This window comes from Streptomyces sp. NPDC054794 (assembly GCF_053611585.1).
This window is the reverse complement of record NZ_JBSHAQ010000078.1, coordinates 17,651-33,308: the sequence shown is the minus strand read 5'-3', so window position 1 is coordinate 33,308 and position 15,658 is coordinate 17,651. Positions and strand designations below refer to the sequence as shown.

At 67.9% G+C, this 15,658-nt stretch carries 12 protein-coding genes and 5 pseudogenes; 10 read left to right on the top strand and 7 right to left on the bottom strand.

From position 1 onward, the window contains the following. The 3 genes and pseudogenes from ACWGKT_RS44610 to ACWGKT_RS44600 form a co-directional block, all read left to right on the top strand. A pseudogene (locus tag ACWGKT_RS44610) lies at positions 1 to 79 on the top strand (NADPH-dependent F420 reductase); the annotation flags it as partial. A 672-nt stretch (positions 80 to 751) separates the two neighbouring features. After that, a pseudogene (locus ACWGKT_RS44605) lies at positions 752 to 1,226 on the top strand (RNA-guided endonuclease TnpB family protein); the annotation flags it as partial. 477 nt (positions 1,227 to 1,703) lie between these two features. Further along, the gene (locus ACWGKT_RS44600) at positions 1,704 to 3,056 is read left to right on the top strand and encodes a hypothetical protein (protein WP_453278199.1); all 1,353 of its coding nucleotides are present in this window, start codon (positions 1,704 to 1,706) and stop codon (positions 3,054 to 3,056) included. 177 nt (positions 3,057 to 3,233) lie between these two features. On the opposite strand, the gene ACWGKT_RS44595 is transcribed toward ACWGKT_RS44600, so the two are convergent. After that, on the bottom strand, positions 3,234 to 4,199 hold the full coding sequence (locus ACWGKT_RS44595; RefSeq protein WP_453278198.1) for an STM4015 family protein: 966 nt from the start codon (positions 4,197 to 4,199) through the stop codon (positions 3,234 to 3,236). Positions 4,200 to 4,424: 225 nt separating this feature from the next. On the opposite strand from ACWGKT_RS44595, the pseudogene ACWGKT_RS44590 reads away from it, so the two are divergent. The 3 genes and pseudogenes from ACWGKT_RS44590 to ACWGKT_RS44580 form a co-directional block, all read left to right on the top strand. Further along, a pseudogene (locus ACWGKT_RS44590) lies at positions 4,425 to 4,845 on the top strand (IS5 family transposase); the annotation flags it as partial. Next, complete coding sequence (locus tag ACWGKT_RS44585; RefSeq protein ID WP_453278197.1) at positions 4,844 to 5,689, top strand: nucleotide sugar dehydrogenase; 846 nt, start codon at positions 4,844 to 4,846, stop codon at positions 5,687 to 5,689. The pseudogene ACWGKT_RS44590 and the gene ACWGKT_RS44585, both read left to right, overlap by 2 nt. 118 nt (positions 5,690 to 5,807) lie before the next feature. Further along, positions 5,808 to 6,305 (top strand): reverse transcriptase domain-containing protein, encoded by a 498-nt coding sequence (locus ACWGKT_RS44580; protein ID WP_453278196.1) that lies wholly within the window; start codon positions 5,808 to 5,810, stop codon positions 6,303 to 6,305. Here ACWGKT_RS44580 and ACWGKT_RS44575 read toward each other — a convergent pair. After that, positions 6,226 to 6,744 carry a winged helix-turn-helix transcriptional regulator gene (locus tag ACWGKT_RS44575; RefSeq protein WP_453278195.1) on the bottom strand — a complete coding sequence of 173 codons (519 nt, stop codon included), beginning with the start codon at positions 6,742 to 6,744 and terminating at the stop codon, positions 6,226 to 6,228. The two genes, ACWGKT_RS44580 and ACWGKT_RS44575, sit on opposite strands and share 80 nt — an antisense overlap. A 99-nt stretch (positions 6,745 to 6,843) precedes the next feature. Between ACWGKT_RS44575 and ACWGKT_RS44570 the strand changes: the two genes are divergently transcribed. Beyond that, a complete protein-coding gene (locus ACWGKT_RS44570) occupies positions 6,844 to 7,617 on the top strand; it encodes an SDR family oxidoreductase (protein WP_453278194.1) in 774 nt (257 codons plus the stop codon). Positions 7,618 to 7,642: 25 nt separating this feature from the next. Further along, on the top strand, positions 7,643 to 8,002 hold the full coding sequence (locus tag ACWGKT_RS44565) for a nuclear transport factor 2 family protein (protein WP_153469249.1): 360 nt from the start codon (positions 7,643 to 7,645) through the stop codon (positions 8,000 to 8,002). A 198-nt stretch (positions 8,003 to 8,200) separates the two neighbouring features. On the opposite strand, the pseudogene ACWGKT_RS44560 reads toward ACWGKT_RS44565, so the two are convergent. Both ACWGKT_RS44560 and ACWGKT_RS44555 read right to left on the bottom strand, forming a co-directional pair. After that, positions 8,201 to 8,377, bottom strand: a pseudogene (locus ACWGKT_RS44560) (integrase core domain-containing protein); the annotation flags it as partial. A 15-nt stretch (positions 8,378 to 8,392) separates the two neighbouring features. Beyond that, positions 8,393 to 8,647, bottom strand: coding sequence for a DDE-type integrase/transposase/recombinase (locus ACWGKT_RS44555; protein WP_453278193.1), 255 nt, complete (start codon positions 8,645 to 8,647; stop codon positions 8,393 to 8,395). Between ACWGKT_RS44555 and ACWGKT_RS44550 the strand changes: the two genes are divergently transcribed. Then, positions 8,571 to 8,825: a hypothetical protein gene (locus tag ACWGKT_RS44550; RefSeq protein WP_453278203.1), complete on the top strand. Its 255-nt coding sequence runs from the start codon at positions 8,571 to 8,573 to the stop codon at positions 8,823 to 8,825. The two genes, ACWGKT_RS44555 and ACWGKT_RS44550, sit on opposite strands and share 77 nt — an antisense overlap. A 61-nt stretch (positions 8,826 to 8,886) precedes the next feature. After that, positions 8,887 to 9,320 (top strand): annotated as a pseudogene (locus tag ACWGKT_RS44545) (DUF2267 domain-containing protein). A gap of 326 nt (positions 9,321 to 9,646) precedes the next feature. Here the strand turns inward: ACWGKT_RS44545 and ACWGKT_RS44540 are convergent. From ACWGKT_RS44540 to ACWGKT_RS44530, 3 genes are all read right to left on the bottom strand, one after another. Beyond that, positions 9,647 to 11,995, bottom strand: coding sequence for a GDSL-type esterase/lipase family protein (locus ACWGKT_RS44540; protein WP_453278192.1), 2,349 nt, complete (start codon positions 11,993 to 11,995; stop codon positions 9,647 to 9,649). 1,402 nt (positions 11,996 to 13,397) lie between these two features. Then, on the bottom strand, positions 13,398 to 14,516 hold the full coding sequence (locus ACWGKT_RS44535; protein WP_453278191.1) for a fatty acid desaturase family protein: 1,119 nt from the start codon (positions 14,514 to 14,516) through the stop codon (positions 13,398 to 13,400). A 7-nt stretch (positions 14,517 to 14,523) separates the two neighbouring features. Further along, complete coding sequence (locus ACWGKT_RS44530; RefSeq protein WP_453278190.1) at positions 14,524 to 15,579, bottom strand: ferredoxin reductase; 1,056 nt, start codon at positions 15,577 to 15,579, stop codon at positions 14,524 to 14,526. Positions 15,580 to 15,658 lie beyond the last annotated feature (79 nt).

Genomic DNA, 15,658 nt, shown 5'->3' with positions numbered 1-15,658 from the left:
AGAAGCCGCGATCCTGTTCGTCCGCCACGTCATCCGGTCCACCGGATTCACGCCCTTCGCGATCTCAATCGCCCGCTGACCCGCACACAGTGCACCGCCCTGGGTGGTGTCCAGGAGCACCATCAGCTGAGCCAGGCCCAGCACGGCCAGGATGCGTCCACGACGTGGCGTGGCCGCACCGTCGGGTTCGAGGGCCGCAGCGGATGCGGTGCTCAGGGGCGACGGGCGATCCAGGGGGTGCGGCTGGTGCGCACGCTCAGGTCGTCACGGCGCACGATGCTGTGCGGCTGCGTCTCGTCCAGCATGGCGTCCAAGGCGGCCAGGTCGTCCGTGGAGGTTCGCGGTATTTGGCCACCGGCTCCGCCGATGCTTCGGCCAGTCTGGCGTCACGTTCTTGATCTTTCCCGGGCAGAGGGTGTTTCTGGGAATCGTGTCCGCGTACAGGGTCATCTTGCCAGGGCCACGTGACCTTGTACCCCGACAAATCGTGCTGCGTCGGGGGTTCGGCGCGCGCTGAGGCCGACGTCGGAGTGCGGAGTTTGCCGATGAACCTCCAGTTGGCGCTGCCGGATCGTCAGGGCCGGATGGGGAGGTTGGCCTCCCATCCGTCGAGGAGTCGTTCGAGTCCCAGTTGGAAGCCGTGCTCGGCGCTGTCGGCCGCGTGGGGAAGTTCGGCGTCACGAATGACTCGGGCGAGGAGTGGATGGCGCCCACTCTTGACGACTTTGTCGAGGTAGGGCGCGTGGGCGTCAAGCTCCAGAAGAAGCGCACCAAGAGCGCGAAGCGCCGGTTGAAAGAGCTCCCGCCGCGAACAGCGGCACGTCAAGAACACCAACCACATCATCGCCAAGGCGATCGTGACCGAGGCTGAACGCACCTCTGCTGGGATCTCCCTGGAAGAACTCAAGGGAATCCGGCAGAGGGTACGGCTTTGCAAGCCCAACGGGTCGCATTCCACTCCTGGGCCTTCGCCCAGCTCGGAGACTTCATCGCCTACAAGGCGCGGCGGGCCGGTGTCCCGCTCGTGTTCGTGGACCCCGCCCACTCCTCAAGGGAGTGCGCGGAGTGCGGACGATCGGCTCAACCGCACCTCCCAAGCCAAGTTCGCATGCCGGTCGTGCGGCGTCGTTGCGCACGCCGACCGGAACGCTTCCCGCGTCCTCGCCCGCAGGGGCAAGGACGCGTGGACTGCGGCGCGTGAGTCACGCGTGCCTGCCACCCCATGAGGGTGTCTGGACGGAGGAGCCTACCCAGCAGCCAGCTGGGCGCTACCTCCAAGCCCGGTCCCTTTAGGGCCGGGCCAAGTTGACTAATCCCAGGGATCAGCGCTGCGCGGTTGTGCTGCCACCTCACGAGCCGTTTGTGGCACCAGCGCATCCCAAACAGCCAGGGCTACTCCTCGCCCCATTTGGTCAAGCCTTCAAGCGAGTGGGGAAGCTCCGTGAGCGGCGGGCCCGTGATGATGCGGGGCCGTCCGCTCGAAAGGTTCCGGACCTCACCAGCTCGCCAAATTCGGACAAACTGTGATCTTTAGATTAAACCAGCCTTCTGTCCTTCTCTGTGATTACGCTGTGCGCAAGAAATGTCACTCTGTGCTGATTACTGGCGGTCGGGTCACCAGCGTCGCAGGAGCCCGGCGGGGCACGCCTGACGGCGGCTGTCGTGGCCGCGTGCCGCCGTCACGACAGTCAGGAGAGAACACGATGGCCACCGAGGAATTCGTGACTGGGGAAGAGAACAGTACGGCTCCATCGGGCACCGGTCAGCCTGAGCCGTCGCCGCAGGCTGTAGATGAGGCCGAGGCGGCGCGTAAGGAACTCGCCGCCCGCGGACTGGAAGTCTGGGCCGTCACGAAGTGGTGGGGCTTCGAATTCCACCTCAACTCCGAGGCGGCCGACGTTGCTGGGCAGATCGCCTCCCTCGTCGGTGCCGTCGCCGGAGAGATCCTTCCGCAGCCATTCGGCAGAGTCGTGGAGGCGTACTGCGAGCTGAAGGAGCGGTGGATCAGCGAGGTGAACAGGGGCCATGGGGTCAAGCTCGTCTCTCCGTGGATTGCGCCGGGGATGCTGATCCCCATCGGGATGGGGCCTGGTGAGGACCCCCACCTGTGGTGGACCGTGTTCGAGCCGAGGAGCGGCTGGAACGAGGATCAGAAGTTCCGCGCCCATGTGAGTGCCTCGAACCCTGCCCTGGCTGAGCTCGACGGCCGGCTCTACTGCGTGCACCGCGGCGCCGGCGACGAGCGCCTGTGGTGGACGACGTACGACCCCGACAAGGGCTGGAGCGAGGACCGGCAGTTTCCCGCTCACGCCAGCAGCGACGGCCCGGCCGTGGCGAAGTTCGGCGGCAAGCTTCACGTCGTCCACCGAGGCGGTAACGGCGACACCAGTCTGTGGCATACCTTCTCCTCCGACGGCACCGCGTGGAGCCGCGACGAACGGCTGCCCGGTCACCACAGCTCACGCGGCCCGGCGCTGGCCGAGTTCGGCGGCAAACTCCATCTCGTCCACCGCGGGGCGGGCAGCGACCAACGCCTGTACCACGCCACCTACAACGGCAGCTCCTGGAGCCCCGACACCCAGCTGCCGGGCCACATGAGCGCCGCGAACCCGGCTATGGCCGAGTTCGGCGGCAAGCTCCACCTCGTCCACCGCGGCTGCGACAACGACGCCCGCCTATGGCACGCCACCTACGACGGCAGCTCCTGGAGCACAGACACCGCGCTGCCCGCCCACCACAGCCTGGAAGGTCCGGCCCTGACTGTTTTCGACAGCAAGCTGTACTGCGTCCACCGCGGCTACGGAGACGGTGACCAGAACCTGTACTGGGCCACCTGCAGCGGTACCTCGTGGAGCTCCGACCAGCTGTTCCCCGGTCACAACAGCGGTGCCGGCCCGGCCGTCGTCGCCTTCCGCGACCCGCGCGGCACCAAGAACCAGCTCCTGGTCGTACACCGCGGATACGGCTTGCAGGCTGCCGGCACCGACACTGCAGCGATGGAAGAGCTGACCGCCGGCGAACAAGCCGCCGCCGGAGAATCAGGCACCACCGCGTAAGACGCGGACCAGCACGGAGTGCCCAGTCCCGGCAGAGCCCGGTCTGGGCACTGTGCAGCTGCCAGTAGATGCGATGCGCTGCGCCCACCCCGGACCAGCCACCACAGCCCTGGTGCTGGCTGGCTGTCGGTCGGCCCCTCCCTTGTGGCGCTCGTCCACCAGTCAGCGAAGGTCCGCTCAGTAGCTAAGTGGTCCCACACAGATAGTGCGCAACTCGGCGTTGTCCTGGTCGAGGTCCACCGCGACACCCGCGGGTTCGAGCGTCCTGCGTATGCGCTGCCGGACGGGCTCGCTGAGGTAGTTGTGGTGCAGGTCCAGCTTCTTGAGGTGGGTCAGCGGCTGGCCGTCGAGGAGGGCGGCCGCGCCGTCGTCACTCAGGGTGCCCATGGACAGGTCGAGCACCTCGAGTTGGGCGACCACCGGGGCGGACGCCACGGCGGCGGCGACCTCGTCCTGGATCTCGCTGTTGCGTAGGGCCAGGTGCCGCAGGCGGGGCAACCGGGCACCGGACAGGATTGGCTCCAGGTCGGCGGCCTCACAGTCGGCTCCGAAATCCGAGCCGCCCAGCCACAGGTCGAGGTGCTTCAGCGCGGGCAGTTCGCTCGCCCCCACACCGCGGACGACGTTCACCGGCAGACCACTGCTTTCCACGGTCAGCCTGCGCAGCGCTTCGTGGCGCAGGGCGGGGAACTCCAGCCTCAGTGTTTCTCCCAGGCTGGTGCCTTCTCCCGCGCGCACGCCGAATTCCTCCAGTGCGGGGAAGCCGGTCAGTAACGGTGTGACGTCGGTCTGACTGATCCGGGAGATGTGACACTCCTGGTCCGTGATGTCCCCCAGAAACTCCGAGCGCAGGGCGGGCAGTCGGTCATGCACCGCCAACAGCGCTTCGACTACCTCGGATGGATCGGTGTCTTCCGGGTCCTCCCAGCAGCCGACGATCAGAGCGCGGACCCGCGTGATGTCGACTTCGGCGCAGAAACGGCCGAAGGCCTCCACCCACAACTCCTCGGATTGCCACCTCTCGTGGCCGATCCGCCAGGCCACGGCGTCGGGTTCGGGCAGCCTTGTTGTCTCGCCGGGCAAGGGAAACGTGAAGGCAGGGAGGCCGTACAGCTCGTCAAGGTGGGCGTCCTGGGTTCTCATTCGGGCTGCTGGTCCTGTCGTGTGATGTGTCAGGGGGGTGATGCGTGCAGCAGTTCTACCCGTAGCGACTGACAACGTGCCGGTGCGACCGGGGGCGGTCCATCGAGTTCCTCCCGGTCCCTACGTATGGTCCATCCAGCCGGGGGCGCCGAGTGTGGCTCCTACTGGCCCTAACAGAAGTGGTTGATCATATGACTGTTGACTCGTTCGCTGGTTGGTCTCGCTGTGGGAAAGCGTCAGTCACGGCCGTGGATCGTGTCGGATGAACTGTGGTCGCTCATCGAGCCGTTGCTGCCCGAGGCGGGGCCGAAGCGGTCGAGGGCCGACCGCGGGTGCCGGACCGTCAGGCCTTGTGCGGGATTCTGTTCGTGCTGCACACCGGGATCCAGTGGAAGTATCTCCCGCAGGAGCTGGGCCTCGGTTCGGGGATGACCTGCTGGTGGCGCCTGGCCGCGTGGAACGAGGCAGGTGTGTGGGACCAGTTGCATGCAGTGCTGCTCAAGCAGCTGCGCTCGAAGAACAAGCTGGACTGGTCGCGGGCGGTGATCGACTCCTCCCACGTGCGGGCGGCCCGCCGGGGCCCAAAAGTGGTCCCAGCCCGGTCGACCGCGCACGACCGGGCAGCAAGCACCACGTCATCACCGATGGCCAGGACCCTGCGCCCGGACCGCATCATCGCCGGTCTCACCACCACCGAGGCCGAGAAGGCGATCCGCACGGTCTGCGCCCCCATCCTCGATTCCGGAGTGCCCATCTTCGTTACCGACCCGCAGACCGCCGAACTCGCCAAGGGCGCGGCGAACACCTTCCTCGGCCTGAAGATCAGCTACATCAACGCTGTCGCCGACATGTGCGAGGCCGCAGGCGGCGACGTCTCCCAGATCGTGGACATCCTCGGCATCGACCTCCGCATCGGCAGCGGCGGCATGAGGCCCGGCATCGGCTACGGCGGCGGCTGCCTGCCCAAGGACATCCGCGCCTTCACCGCCTCCGCCCGGCAGCTCGGCGCTGAACACGTCGCTATGCTCCTGCGGGCCGCTGAGAAGATCAACGAGTCCCGAACCGACGTTGCCCTGGGCCTCATCACCCGCGCCCTGAAAGGCAGCCCCATCAAGGGTGCCCGGGTCACCGTGTGGGGCGCCGCGTTCAAGCCCGGCACCAACGACGTCCGCGAATCCCCGGCCCTCGCTCTGGCCCACGCCCTCCAGCAGGCCGGCGCCACTGTCACCGTTCACGACCCGCAGGCCGTGGCCACAGCCATGATCCGCAACCCCGAATTCGACTACACCCACGACCTGCCCGCTTCCCTCGACGGCGCCGACCTCGTCGTCCTGGCCACCGAGTGGCCCGAGTACCAGCAGGCCAACCCCCAGGCCCTCGTGAACCACCCTGCCACCCCCCGGTTCATCGACTGCCGCACCACCCTCGCCCCCGAACCCTGGCGCGCAGCGGGCTGGACCGTCCACCAGCTCGGACGACCCGGCAAGTAGCCCCGCGCCTCCTCCCCGCCTCACGACGCCCACGCTGCCGACACCCGGCCGCGACCCCCGCGGCATCCCGGCCGGATCGCCGCGCCGACGACGCCTTGAGCCGCACCGTCCCCGGCACATGAGAGTGCTCGGAATTCCCGCAGTCGCTGACCGAGTGGCGCAGACCGCGGTGGCACGACATCTGATGCGCCGGGTGGATCCTGTATTCCACCCGGACTCATTTGGATACCGGCCTGGACGGTCGGCCTTGGACGCGGTAGCCAAGTGCCGGGAGCGCTGCTGGAAACGGAACTGGGTGATCGAACTCGACATCTCTCAGTTCTTCGACGGCGTGCCCTGGGACCTGCTTGTCAAGGCAGTGGAAGCACACACCGACGCCGATTGGGTGAAGTTGTACGTGCAGCGGTGGCTTGCCGCCCCGCTCGTCATGCCCGACGGTGGTTTACGCCGGCGACAAGCCGGTGCCGCGAGGCTGGTCAGGTGCAGCCCATGCTCGCGGCCCTGCTCAAGGCTGTACGAGGCTTTTCCGGGCGGACTTACGCCTCTTCCGCAGGAATGGCCGGCCGTGCCGCGTAGCGGGTGCGCATCGCGTCGCTGGCTGCGGGGCCTGCGGTGAAGACGTAGGCGGCGCTGTCGTCGAGTCGGCGGCCGGTTTTGGCGTCGACGACGACGGGCTCGACTTCCTCGCCGGTGTGCGCGTCGACGAGGATCATGCTGCGCTCCGTCGGCGTGAGGCGGGAGTTGCCCCACGCGGCGAGGGCGACGATCACCGGGCGCAGGGAGCGCCCGAGTTCGGTCAGGACGTACTCGTGCCGGACGGGGCTGGTCTGGTAGGGCCGGCGCTCCAGCAGACCGTCGGCGACCAGGGTCTTCAGCCGGGTGGTGAGCATGCTGGAGGAGATGCCCAGGCTCTCCTGGAACTGGTCGAAGCGGGTGTAGCCGTCGAAGGCGTCGTGGAGGATCAGCAGTGTCCACCACTCGCCGACGTGTTCCACCGTCGTGGACAGCGGGCACTCCCGGTCCTCCAGCCTGATGCGGCTCGCCACGGCGACCATCCCCTCAGTTACTGCTAATGTCGAAGTTAGTAGCTTCTATTTTAGCAGTTGAGACGGGAGCGGTGCCTCGTATGCCCGCGCCGGGGAACGGAGCACAACGTGAACACATCCATCAGTGAATCCCTCGAAGGCCGACGCGCTCTGGTCACCGGCGGCACCAAGGGCACCGGAGCCGCGATCGCCCGACGGCTCGCCGAGGCCGGCGCGACCGTGCTGGTCACCGCCCGCAGCCGCCCCGACGACGTCGAGGAGAAGACGTTCATCGCCGCCGACCTGTCCACCGCCCAGGGCGCCGCCCACGTCGCCGCCCGCGCGGGGGGCGTCGATATTCTGATCAACACCCTCGGCGGTTCCGAGGCGCCGGCCGGGGGGTTCGCGGCGCTGGGCGAGGACGACTGGGCCAGGGAGCTGAACACGAATCTGCTTGCCGCCGTCCGCCTGGACCGCGCACTCCTCCCGCACATGATCGCCACGGGCAAGGGCGCGGTCGTGCACGTCACCTCGATCCAGCGCCGCATGCCGCTGTGGAACGGCACCCTGGCCTACGCCGCCGCCAAGGCCGCCCTGACCACCTATAGCAAGGGCCTGGCCAACCAGGTCGCCCCGTACGGCGTCCGCGTCAACACCGTCTCGCCCGGCTTCGTCCAGACCTCGGCCGCCGACAACCTGGTCACCCGGATCGCCCACGACGCCGGCATCAGCCAGGAAGCGGCGCTGGGCCGGCTCATGGACTCCCTGGGCGGCATCCCGCTCGGCCGTCCCAACCGGCCCGAGGAGGTCGCCGAGCTCGTCGCCTTCCTGGTCTCCGACCGCGCCTCGGCCATCGTCGGCGCCGAACACGTCATCGACGGCGGCACCACCCCCACCGTCTGAACCCGCCACCACCATCAGGAGCGTCATGCACGACAACCAGCCCCGGACCATCACCCCGGACGACCTGCCCGAGGTGATCACCCGCTACCTCACAGCGCACCGCGTCCACGACACCGCCACCGCGGTCACGACGTTCACCGACGACGCCACGGTGATCGACGACGGCAACACCTACCAGGGAAGCGCCGCGATCGAGCGGTGGCTGGACCGATCCGCCACCGAATTCACCTACACCATCCACCTCACGAACGCCCAGCAGACCGACACGGCCCACTACATCGCCACTCACCACCTCGAAGGCAACTTCCCCGGCGGCACCATCGATCTCCGCTATCGGTTCACGCTGCGCGACGACCTCATCGAACACCTCGCCATCGAACCCTGAGCCGCTCCGACACCACCTGTTCCCGCCCACGAGAGAGACCCACCCACCCCCGGACCACCCCGTCCCAACCCTCGTGCCCGCCCAGCCACCCGACCAAGAGCCAGGCCTCAAGTTCGGCAACCCGCAGATCAGCACGTGCACGCCTGAGGAATCAAGGCGAGCAACTCCGGGGCCGTTCTCAGCACAGGGTGAGGAGATTCAAAGATCCCCGTCAGCGCGGACGGTGTTGTAGCGGTGGAGCCACCGGAACAGGTCGAGCCGGGCCTCGCGCTCGCTGTCCCAGGTTCTACGGCCCTGGAGGGTCTCCCGCCTGCAGGTCGCGTTGAAGCTCTCCGCGGCGGCGCAGTCCGCCGAGCTCCCGATCGCGCTCATGCTCTGCCGGACGCCGGCCTACCGGCAGGCTTCGGCAAAGGCCCGGCTTGTGTATTGCGCTCCGTGATCGGTGTGCATGACGGCACCGGTGAGACTGCCCCGGCAGCGTTGGGCTGTGGCCGGGGCGCCGACGACGGGCTCGGCGCGCATGTGATCGGCGATCGCCCAACCCGCCAGACGCCGGGAGGCGAGGTCGATGACCGTGGCCAAGTACAAGAACTTCCCGCCGGCCAGTGGGAGATACGTGATGTCGCCGACGTACTTGGTGTTCATCGTGGTCGCGATGAAGTCACGGCCGAGCAGGTCGGGGGCCTTTGCAGCGGACCGGTCCGGGATCGTCGTTCGGTGCTTCTTGCGCAGGCGGAGGCCAAAGAGGCCGATCGTCCGAGAGATCCTGCTCCAGCTCCCCGCGGGCTACGACCTCCTCTTCGGCCGCCCCCAGCCCACCTGACCCCCGGTGGCCGCACACCGGCCACCACGACCCTGGTGACAGAAAGGCAACCACCGCAGTGATGTCCGACCAGCGCGCACCGCTCCAGCAGCCCTACGGCAGGGCGTATGAGCAGATGCTGGAAAAGGTCCGCTACGAAGGCGCCTACCCCACCCGTGAGAAGGCCGAGGAAGCCGTCCGCCTGGTCCTTTCGGGCCTGGGACGCCAGCTGACCGGTGACGAACGCGTCGAACTGGCCGCCCGCCTCCCCTCGAAGCCGCACGTATCCTCACCGCCCAGATCCCCGACACCCAGCCGCTGGGCGGCTGGGCCTTCGTCAAGGACCTCGCCGCCCGCACCGGCGCGTCCCTGGGCACCACCCGCTGGGACACCGGATCCGTCTTCTCCGCCGTCGCGGCCTACGCCGGCCCCGACCTCATCGCCCGCATCCTGCGCCAGCTCCCCTCCGGCTACGCGCTGCTGTTCGGCCGCGCCGAACTCACCCAAGCCGCATAGACGGGCCGCGCCTTTCCGGCGCCACAGCATGCCGGTGACCGTGACGCCACGCGCAGCAGGGACTGCACAGCGCGTCACCGTCACCGGCATCATGCCGACAGAGCCGATGCTGGACCTGGTGAACCGGGACTTCACCGCCAATGCGTCGAGCGGGCGTTCCGTGCCGTCCAAGCGGGCGAGATCGCGCTGCACTGAGCCGCCTCGCACCACGCCTGCGCGGAGTCACGGGCGCACGCTCACGCGTAGCGGGCACGCGCCCGTGACGCCTTCCGCCGGGACCGTCACACATCTCTGAGACGGTCGCTCACGGTGGCGGCGGCGCCCCGTCAGGGCACGACCGTTCCCTCGGCGATGTGCGGCATCCCCTCGCCCGACGCGTTCCAGCTGCACATGTACACCTGATAGTGGTGGCCGGGGGGCAGGCCGGTGATGCGGCGCAGCGGGTTCGCCGTCGGGGCGTAGCCGTAGACCTTGGCGAAGACGAACGGCGTGTCCGTGTCGTAGACGTAGACGGCGTAGCGGGTGAGGGAGTCGTCGTAGACCGGGGTCCAGCTGACGTCGATCTCGCCCGGCCCCGCGACGGCGGCGGTCACCTTGTCCGGCGGCTTGGGCGTGGTCGGGTGGGCGATGCCCGAAACCGGTTCCGACCAGGCCGATTTCAGGTCGTCGGCGTCGCCCGCGACCTCCCGTACCCGGACCTCGTACTGATGGCCGTCGACCGGCTGGAAGCTGAACTGCCAGGGCAGGTCCCACCGGTTGAACCCGGCCGACGGGATGGCCGTATCCCAGGGCTTCTCGGAGCCGGAGACCACTTCGCGCCACTGGACGTCGTAGCTGTGCGCGCCCATGATCTTGTCCCAGGTGACGGTGACCCCCTGCTTGGTGCCGTCGAAGACCAGGCCGGTGGGTGTGGTCACCTGCCGGTCGGGGACGCTCGCCGGTGCCTCGGGCTGCGAGGCGCCGATGCCGAACCCGTCGTGCAGGGCGGTGCCGAAGGCGGAGGCGATGCGGTACTCGCCCAGCGGGTTGGGGTGCAGGCCGTCGTAGGCCGTGGCGCAGGTCTTGGAGGACGGGTCGCAGCTCATCGCCTTGTCGATGTCGGCGATCACCACCGGTGAGGCGGGGGTGGACCAGCCGGGTGCCGCGGCCGCAAGGGCGGCGTTGTAGTCCCTTGTGCGCTGTGGGAGTCGTGGGTTGGCGTCGCCGAGTGTGGTGCGCTGCGGGACGTTGGCGAGCACGATCTTCACGTTCGGGTTGGCGTTGCGGGCGTTGTCCACGAACTTCTTCATGGTGTCGACCAGCCCGGCGCCGGCACCCTGCCAGCCGATGTCGTTGAAGCCGAGTTCGACCAGGAGCACGTCGGGCAGATGTTCCTGGGCGCCCTGCGCGGCCATGACCAGCTCGATGGTGCCCACGTCCGCTCCCAGGGTGCGGCCCCACATGGCGTAGTGGCCCGAATCGCCCTGCACGAAGGCCGGGTCGTCGGTCTGGGCGTAGGCGCCGGTGAACTGCGCGGGGTCGGGCTGTGCCGGTGGCGGGTCCTGGGCGTTCTCCACCAGCGGGGGCGGCTGCGGTCCGTGGGCGTCCTGCTGCTTCTCGGTCCCGGTCAGCGGTCCGACGAAGTGGGCCGGCCAGTTCTGGTCCCGGGACCACTCCCACAGCCGGTAGCGCCAGGTGTTGTCGCCTTCGTACCCGTTGCTGATCGAGTCGCCGACAACCATCACGTTGCACGTCTTGCCGTCCGCCGAGCCGCACTGCTCGGTGGAGGTGGACACGTCCGTGGTCCTGAGCCCCGTCTCGAAGTTACAGACGTCGTTGTACCGTTCGGGCCGCGACGGCGAGTAGCCGCCCGAATAGTTGTAGATCTGGATGAGGTACGGCCGTTTGTCATCGGAGTGCAGGAACCAGGCGATGAGCCTGTCGGAATGGTTCACGTGGTAGCTGGGATTCGCGGGACCGCTGTCATCGGGTTCGATCGAATACTGGTATCCGTAGGCTTCGGGATTGATCCTGGAGTCACGCTTGCCGAACCAGGGTTCCCCGCCGATGTACCACCAGCCGTACAGAGAGCTCCAGGCGTCGTGCCTCTCCTCGTTGAAGTGCGCCCACCTGAAGCCCTCTTCGATGTCCTGCTCGTCGAACGCGACGCAGCCCAGCGCGGCCTTGTTATGCAGGTGCACCTGGTTCCTGCAGGTGCTGCCCCACCACCACGCGTTCCAGATCAGCGTCTCGTGGGCGAGGTCGCCTGCGTTGATCTGCCAGATGCACCTGACCTTGCCTCTGTTCTGTAGCTCGGGCAGCGAGGCGAACCGCCAGATCTCCTTGGCGTTGTTGTCCGGGGTGTCGAACGGCGGCATCTTGAGGCCCGCGTCCGCGAGACGCATCTCCAGCGTCTCCTGTCCGCGCTCGCGCGCGAACTTCTCGGCGAGCGGTTTGACGCCGTCCTTCTCGCTCTCGCAGGAGCCTTCCCGCCCGGTCCAGAACAGGTTGCTGCCCGGGGCGCTCTTCAGCGCGGCCCGCACCTGGTCCTGCGTGGGGATGTCGGCGGCGCTCGCGTGTGGGGCCAGGGCGGTCTGTCCAAGGCTGAGCAGGGTGCCGACCACCAGGAGCATCAGCCATCGGCGCCAGCCCTGCCGAGGGCGAGTGTCGCGTCGCCCGAGACGCGCTGTCAGCACCCCGTGCACCCCGCTCCCCGCTCACTGGGCCCGCATGGACGCGGGGCAGGCGTGTCTGCGGTCACTGGTCTCTTCAAGGGGGCTCCTGGGGGGGGTGCCGTGAGGCGTTGGAGGACCGGTGGTGCACTTTGTTATGCCCCTGTCAAGAATGGAGGCGAGCGGTGACAGCGAGGTTTTGACGGTGTGACACGGTGACCAACTGCCTCTGACCGTTGCCGCCGATCGACTGAACTCAACCCTCCCTGACCGCCGCCCAGTTGCGGGAGATCACTGGTGTACTCGCCTCCCCCTGACCCGGACGCCGAGCGCCGTATGCGCGCCCACCACGCCCGCGCCGCGAAGACCCTGGTCGTGCAGACCGAGCCGGGCGGGGAGTTCTGGGGGTGGGCCGGGCGCACCCTGGGCGCCCCGGCCCGCACCGCCGACGACAGCCCGTCTGACGGAATCGCAGGTCGTGGGATTTCACTCAATCACGATTGGCCACTCTGAACACCGATAGATGGCCAGGCGTTGCTCCGGCTACGACGCATCGGCCGCATCGAACGGACTCGCACTCTCTCAGCGCCCACGACGGAACGGGAGGAGAGCCACCCGTGCACGCGAGTGGATGTGACGAGCTGCAGCGTCTCGCAGAGCTTTGTGAGACTCGGTGGCCGTCGCCCGAAGACTCGCAGGGTGATTGGCGACGTCGTCCGGCGCGAATGTTGCGATCACAAGATCGTCGGCGAGCCGGAGGATCCGCTGGTCGCTATTGGACAGCCGAACCGCGACCATCGCCCTTGTGACTGCGGCGTGAGCCTCGTAGCGAGCCTTCAAGATCTCCAACGTCTCGTTGAGCCCCTGACTACGGATCGCATGCGCGAGGTACTGCTGGGTTTGACTTCGCCATTCTGGTCTCGGGCACCCGCGCACACGCCGAGGCACTGCTTCCAGAAGTGGCGGAAGTCCTCTCCACCGTCGGCCTGCGGCTGTCGGAGGAGAAGACACTGATCACGCACATCGACGAGGGCCTCGACTTTCTCGGCTGGCGCATCCAGCGCCACCAGAAACGAGGAACCGACCGGCAGTACGTCTACAACTACCCGGCCAAGAAGGCACTTCGGTCCATCAAGGCCAAGACGAAGGCACTCTGCCGGATGAACGTCAGCCTGCCCGTCGGCAAACCGAGTGCGCGTACGCCCCCGACTACCGGCCCGACCACGGCAGGTCAGCGCACTACAACGCCTCGCCGGGGGTTGTGTGCTGAGCTCCTGGCGCACGTACAGGCAGCGCAGCCGGACACCGGGCTGCCCGGATCCCGTGTCGTACGGTCTGATGTCGCGGCCGCCCACCGGCCGCAACGGATCTCACCGAACCCGGCGGTGCCGCCGGTACGGCCGAAAGATCTGAACCAATACCGGGATCAGGCCGCGACGAGCTCCTGCTCGCGGTCCGGCGTCTTGACCTTGGGTTTCTTGTTCGGCAGCGAGAGCCGGAAGATCTTGTGCCACGCGGAGAACACCTGCTTGGGCAGCGGCCCGGTGACGTACTCCAGCTCATACTTTTCGAATAGCGCGCGCACCTTCACCGCGACCTCGGCGTACCGGTTGCTCGGCAGGTCCGGGAACAGATGGTGCTCGATCTGGTGCGACAGGTTGCCGGTCATGAAGTGCATGGCCCTGCTGCCGCTGATGTTCGCCGAGCCCATCATCTGGCGCAGGTACCACTGGCCGCGCGTCTCGCCCTTGATCGACCGGCGCTCGAAGACCTGCACGCCCTCGGGGAAGTGCCCGCACATGATCACCGAGTGGGACCAGATGTTGCGGACCAGGTTCGCGGTGAACGTGGCGGCGAGCGTGGTGAGGAACGACGGGCCCGACAGCAGCGGGTGGATCACGTAGTCCTTGAGCACCTGCTTGCGGATCTTGCGGCCCACGGCCTTGGCCCGCGCGCGGAACTCCGGGCTCTTGCGGCGGCGCTTGTGCAGGTTCTTGCCGAGCTCCAGGTCGTACGCTGCGATGCCGTACTCGAAGAAGCAGGCGTTGATGAAGTTCCACAGCGGCTGGCCGAGGTGGAACGGGTGCCACTTCTGGTCCTCGTCGATGCGCATGATGCCGTAGCCGAGGTCGTTGTCCTTGCCGATCACGTTGGTGTACGTGTGGTGCAGCTCGTTGTGCGAGTGCTTCCACTGCTCGGACGGCGAGACGTGATCCCACTCCCAGGTGGTGGAGTGAATCTTCGGGTCCCGCATCCAGTCCCACTGGCCGTGCAGGACGTTGTGGCCGATCTCCATGTTGTCCATGATCTTCGCCACGGACAGACCGGCAGTGCCGAGCAGCCACGCGGGCGGGAAGATCGAGAACAGCAGCACGCCCCTGCTGACCAGCTCGAGCTTGCGCTGCGCCGAGATGACCTTACGGATGTAGGCGGCGTCTTTCTCGCCGCGGCCGGCGATCACCTCGTCGCGGATCGCGTCCAGCTCGCGGCCGAGCTCCTCGATCTGCTCCGCGGTCAGGTGGGCGGTGGGGTCGATGGCGGTCAAGGTGCTCCTACCGTTCGATGTCGCAGGGGCCCGCCGCGGCGGACACGCATGTCTGGATGAGGACGCCCGGCTCAGCCTCGGTGACCTCGCCGGTGCGCAGGTCGCGGACGGCGCCCGCCTTGAGCGGCGTGATGCAGCCGAAGCAGATGCCCATGCGGCACCCGGAGGGCATGAGCACGCCGGCCTCCTCGCCGACGTCCAGCAACGGCGTGGCGCCGTCCGCGTCGACGGTCTTGCCGGTGGCGCTGAACGTGACCTCGCCGCCGTCACCGGCGACGACGATGCTGGGGCGGAAGCGCTCGGTGTGCAGGCGCTCTTGTACGCCGTGCTCGCTCCAGTGCTCTTCGGCGGCGTCGAGCAGGCCCGCGGGCCCGCAAGCCCAGGTCTCGCGCTCGGCCCAGTCGGGCACGTGTTCGTCGAGACGGGCGATGTCGAGCATGCCGTCTGTGTCGGTGTGCACCTCGGTGAGCCGCAGCTTCTTGTCCGCGACCAGGTCGTGCAGTTCGCTGCGGAAGATCACATCTTGCGGCTGTGGCGCGCAGTGGACCATGGCGACGTCGTCGAACTCGATGTCGCGCAGCATGCCCATCACGGGCGTGATGCCGCTGCCGGCCGTCAGGTAGAGCACCTTGGCGGGCTTGGCCTGCGGCAGCACGAAGTCGCCGGTCGGCTCGTCGAGCTGGATCAGCGTGCCCGGTTTCGCCCTGCGGACCAGGTGGTTGCTGACCTTGCCGTCCGGGATCGCCTTCACGGTGATCGTGACGCGGCCGTCCTGGCGGTTTGTCGGCGAGGTGATGGAGTAGGCACGCCACAGGCGCACCCCGTCGACGTCGACCCCGATCCGCACGTACTGGCCGGCTGTGTGGCCGCGCCAGCCCCGTCCCGGCCTGATCACGATGGTCGCGGCGTCCCCCGTCTCGGGGTGCACGGCCTCGATGCGCCCGCGCAGGTCAGCGCCCGCACGCAGCGGGCTGACCAGGTCGAGGTAGTCCGACGGCAGCAGCGGCGTCGTGACCATCTCCAGCAGTTTCCACGCCCTGCTGCGGAGGGCTGTACTCGTCATGACTTCAGCTTGCTGCGCCGCAGGGCGTAAAGTCCTGACCGCAGGACGTGAATCTGGTCGCTTGAATTGTTCGCAGGGA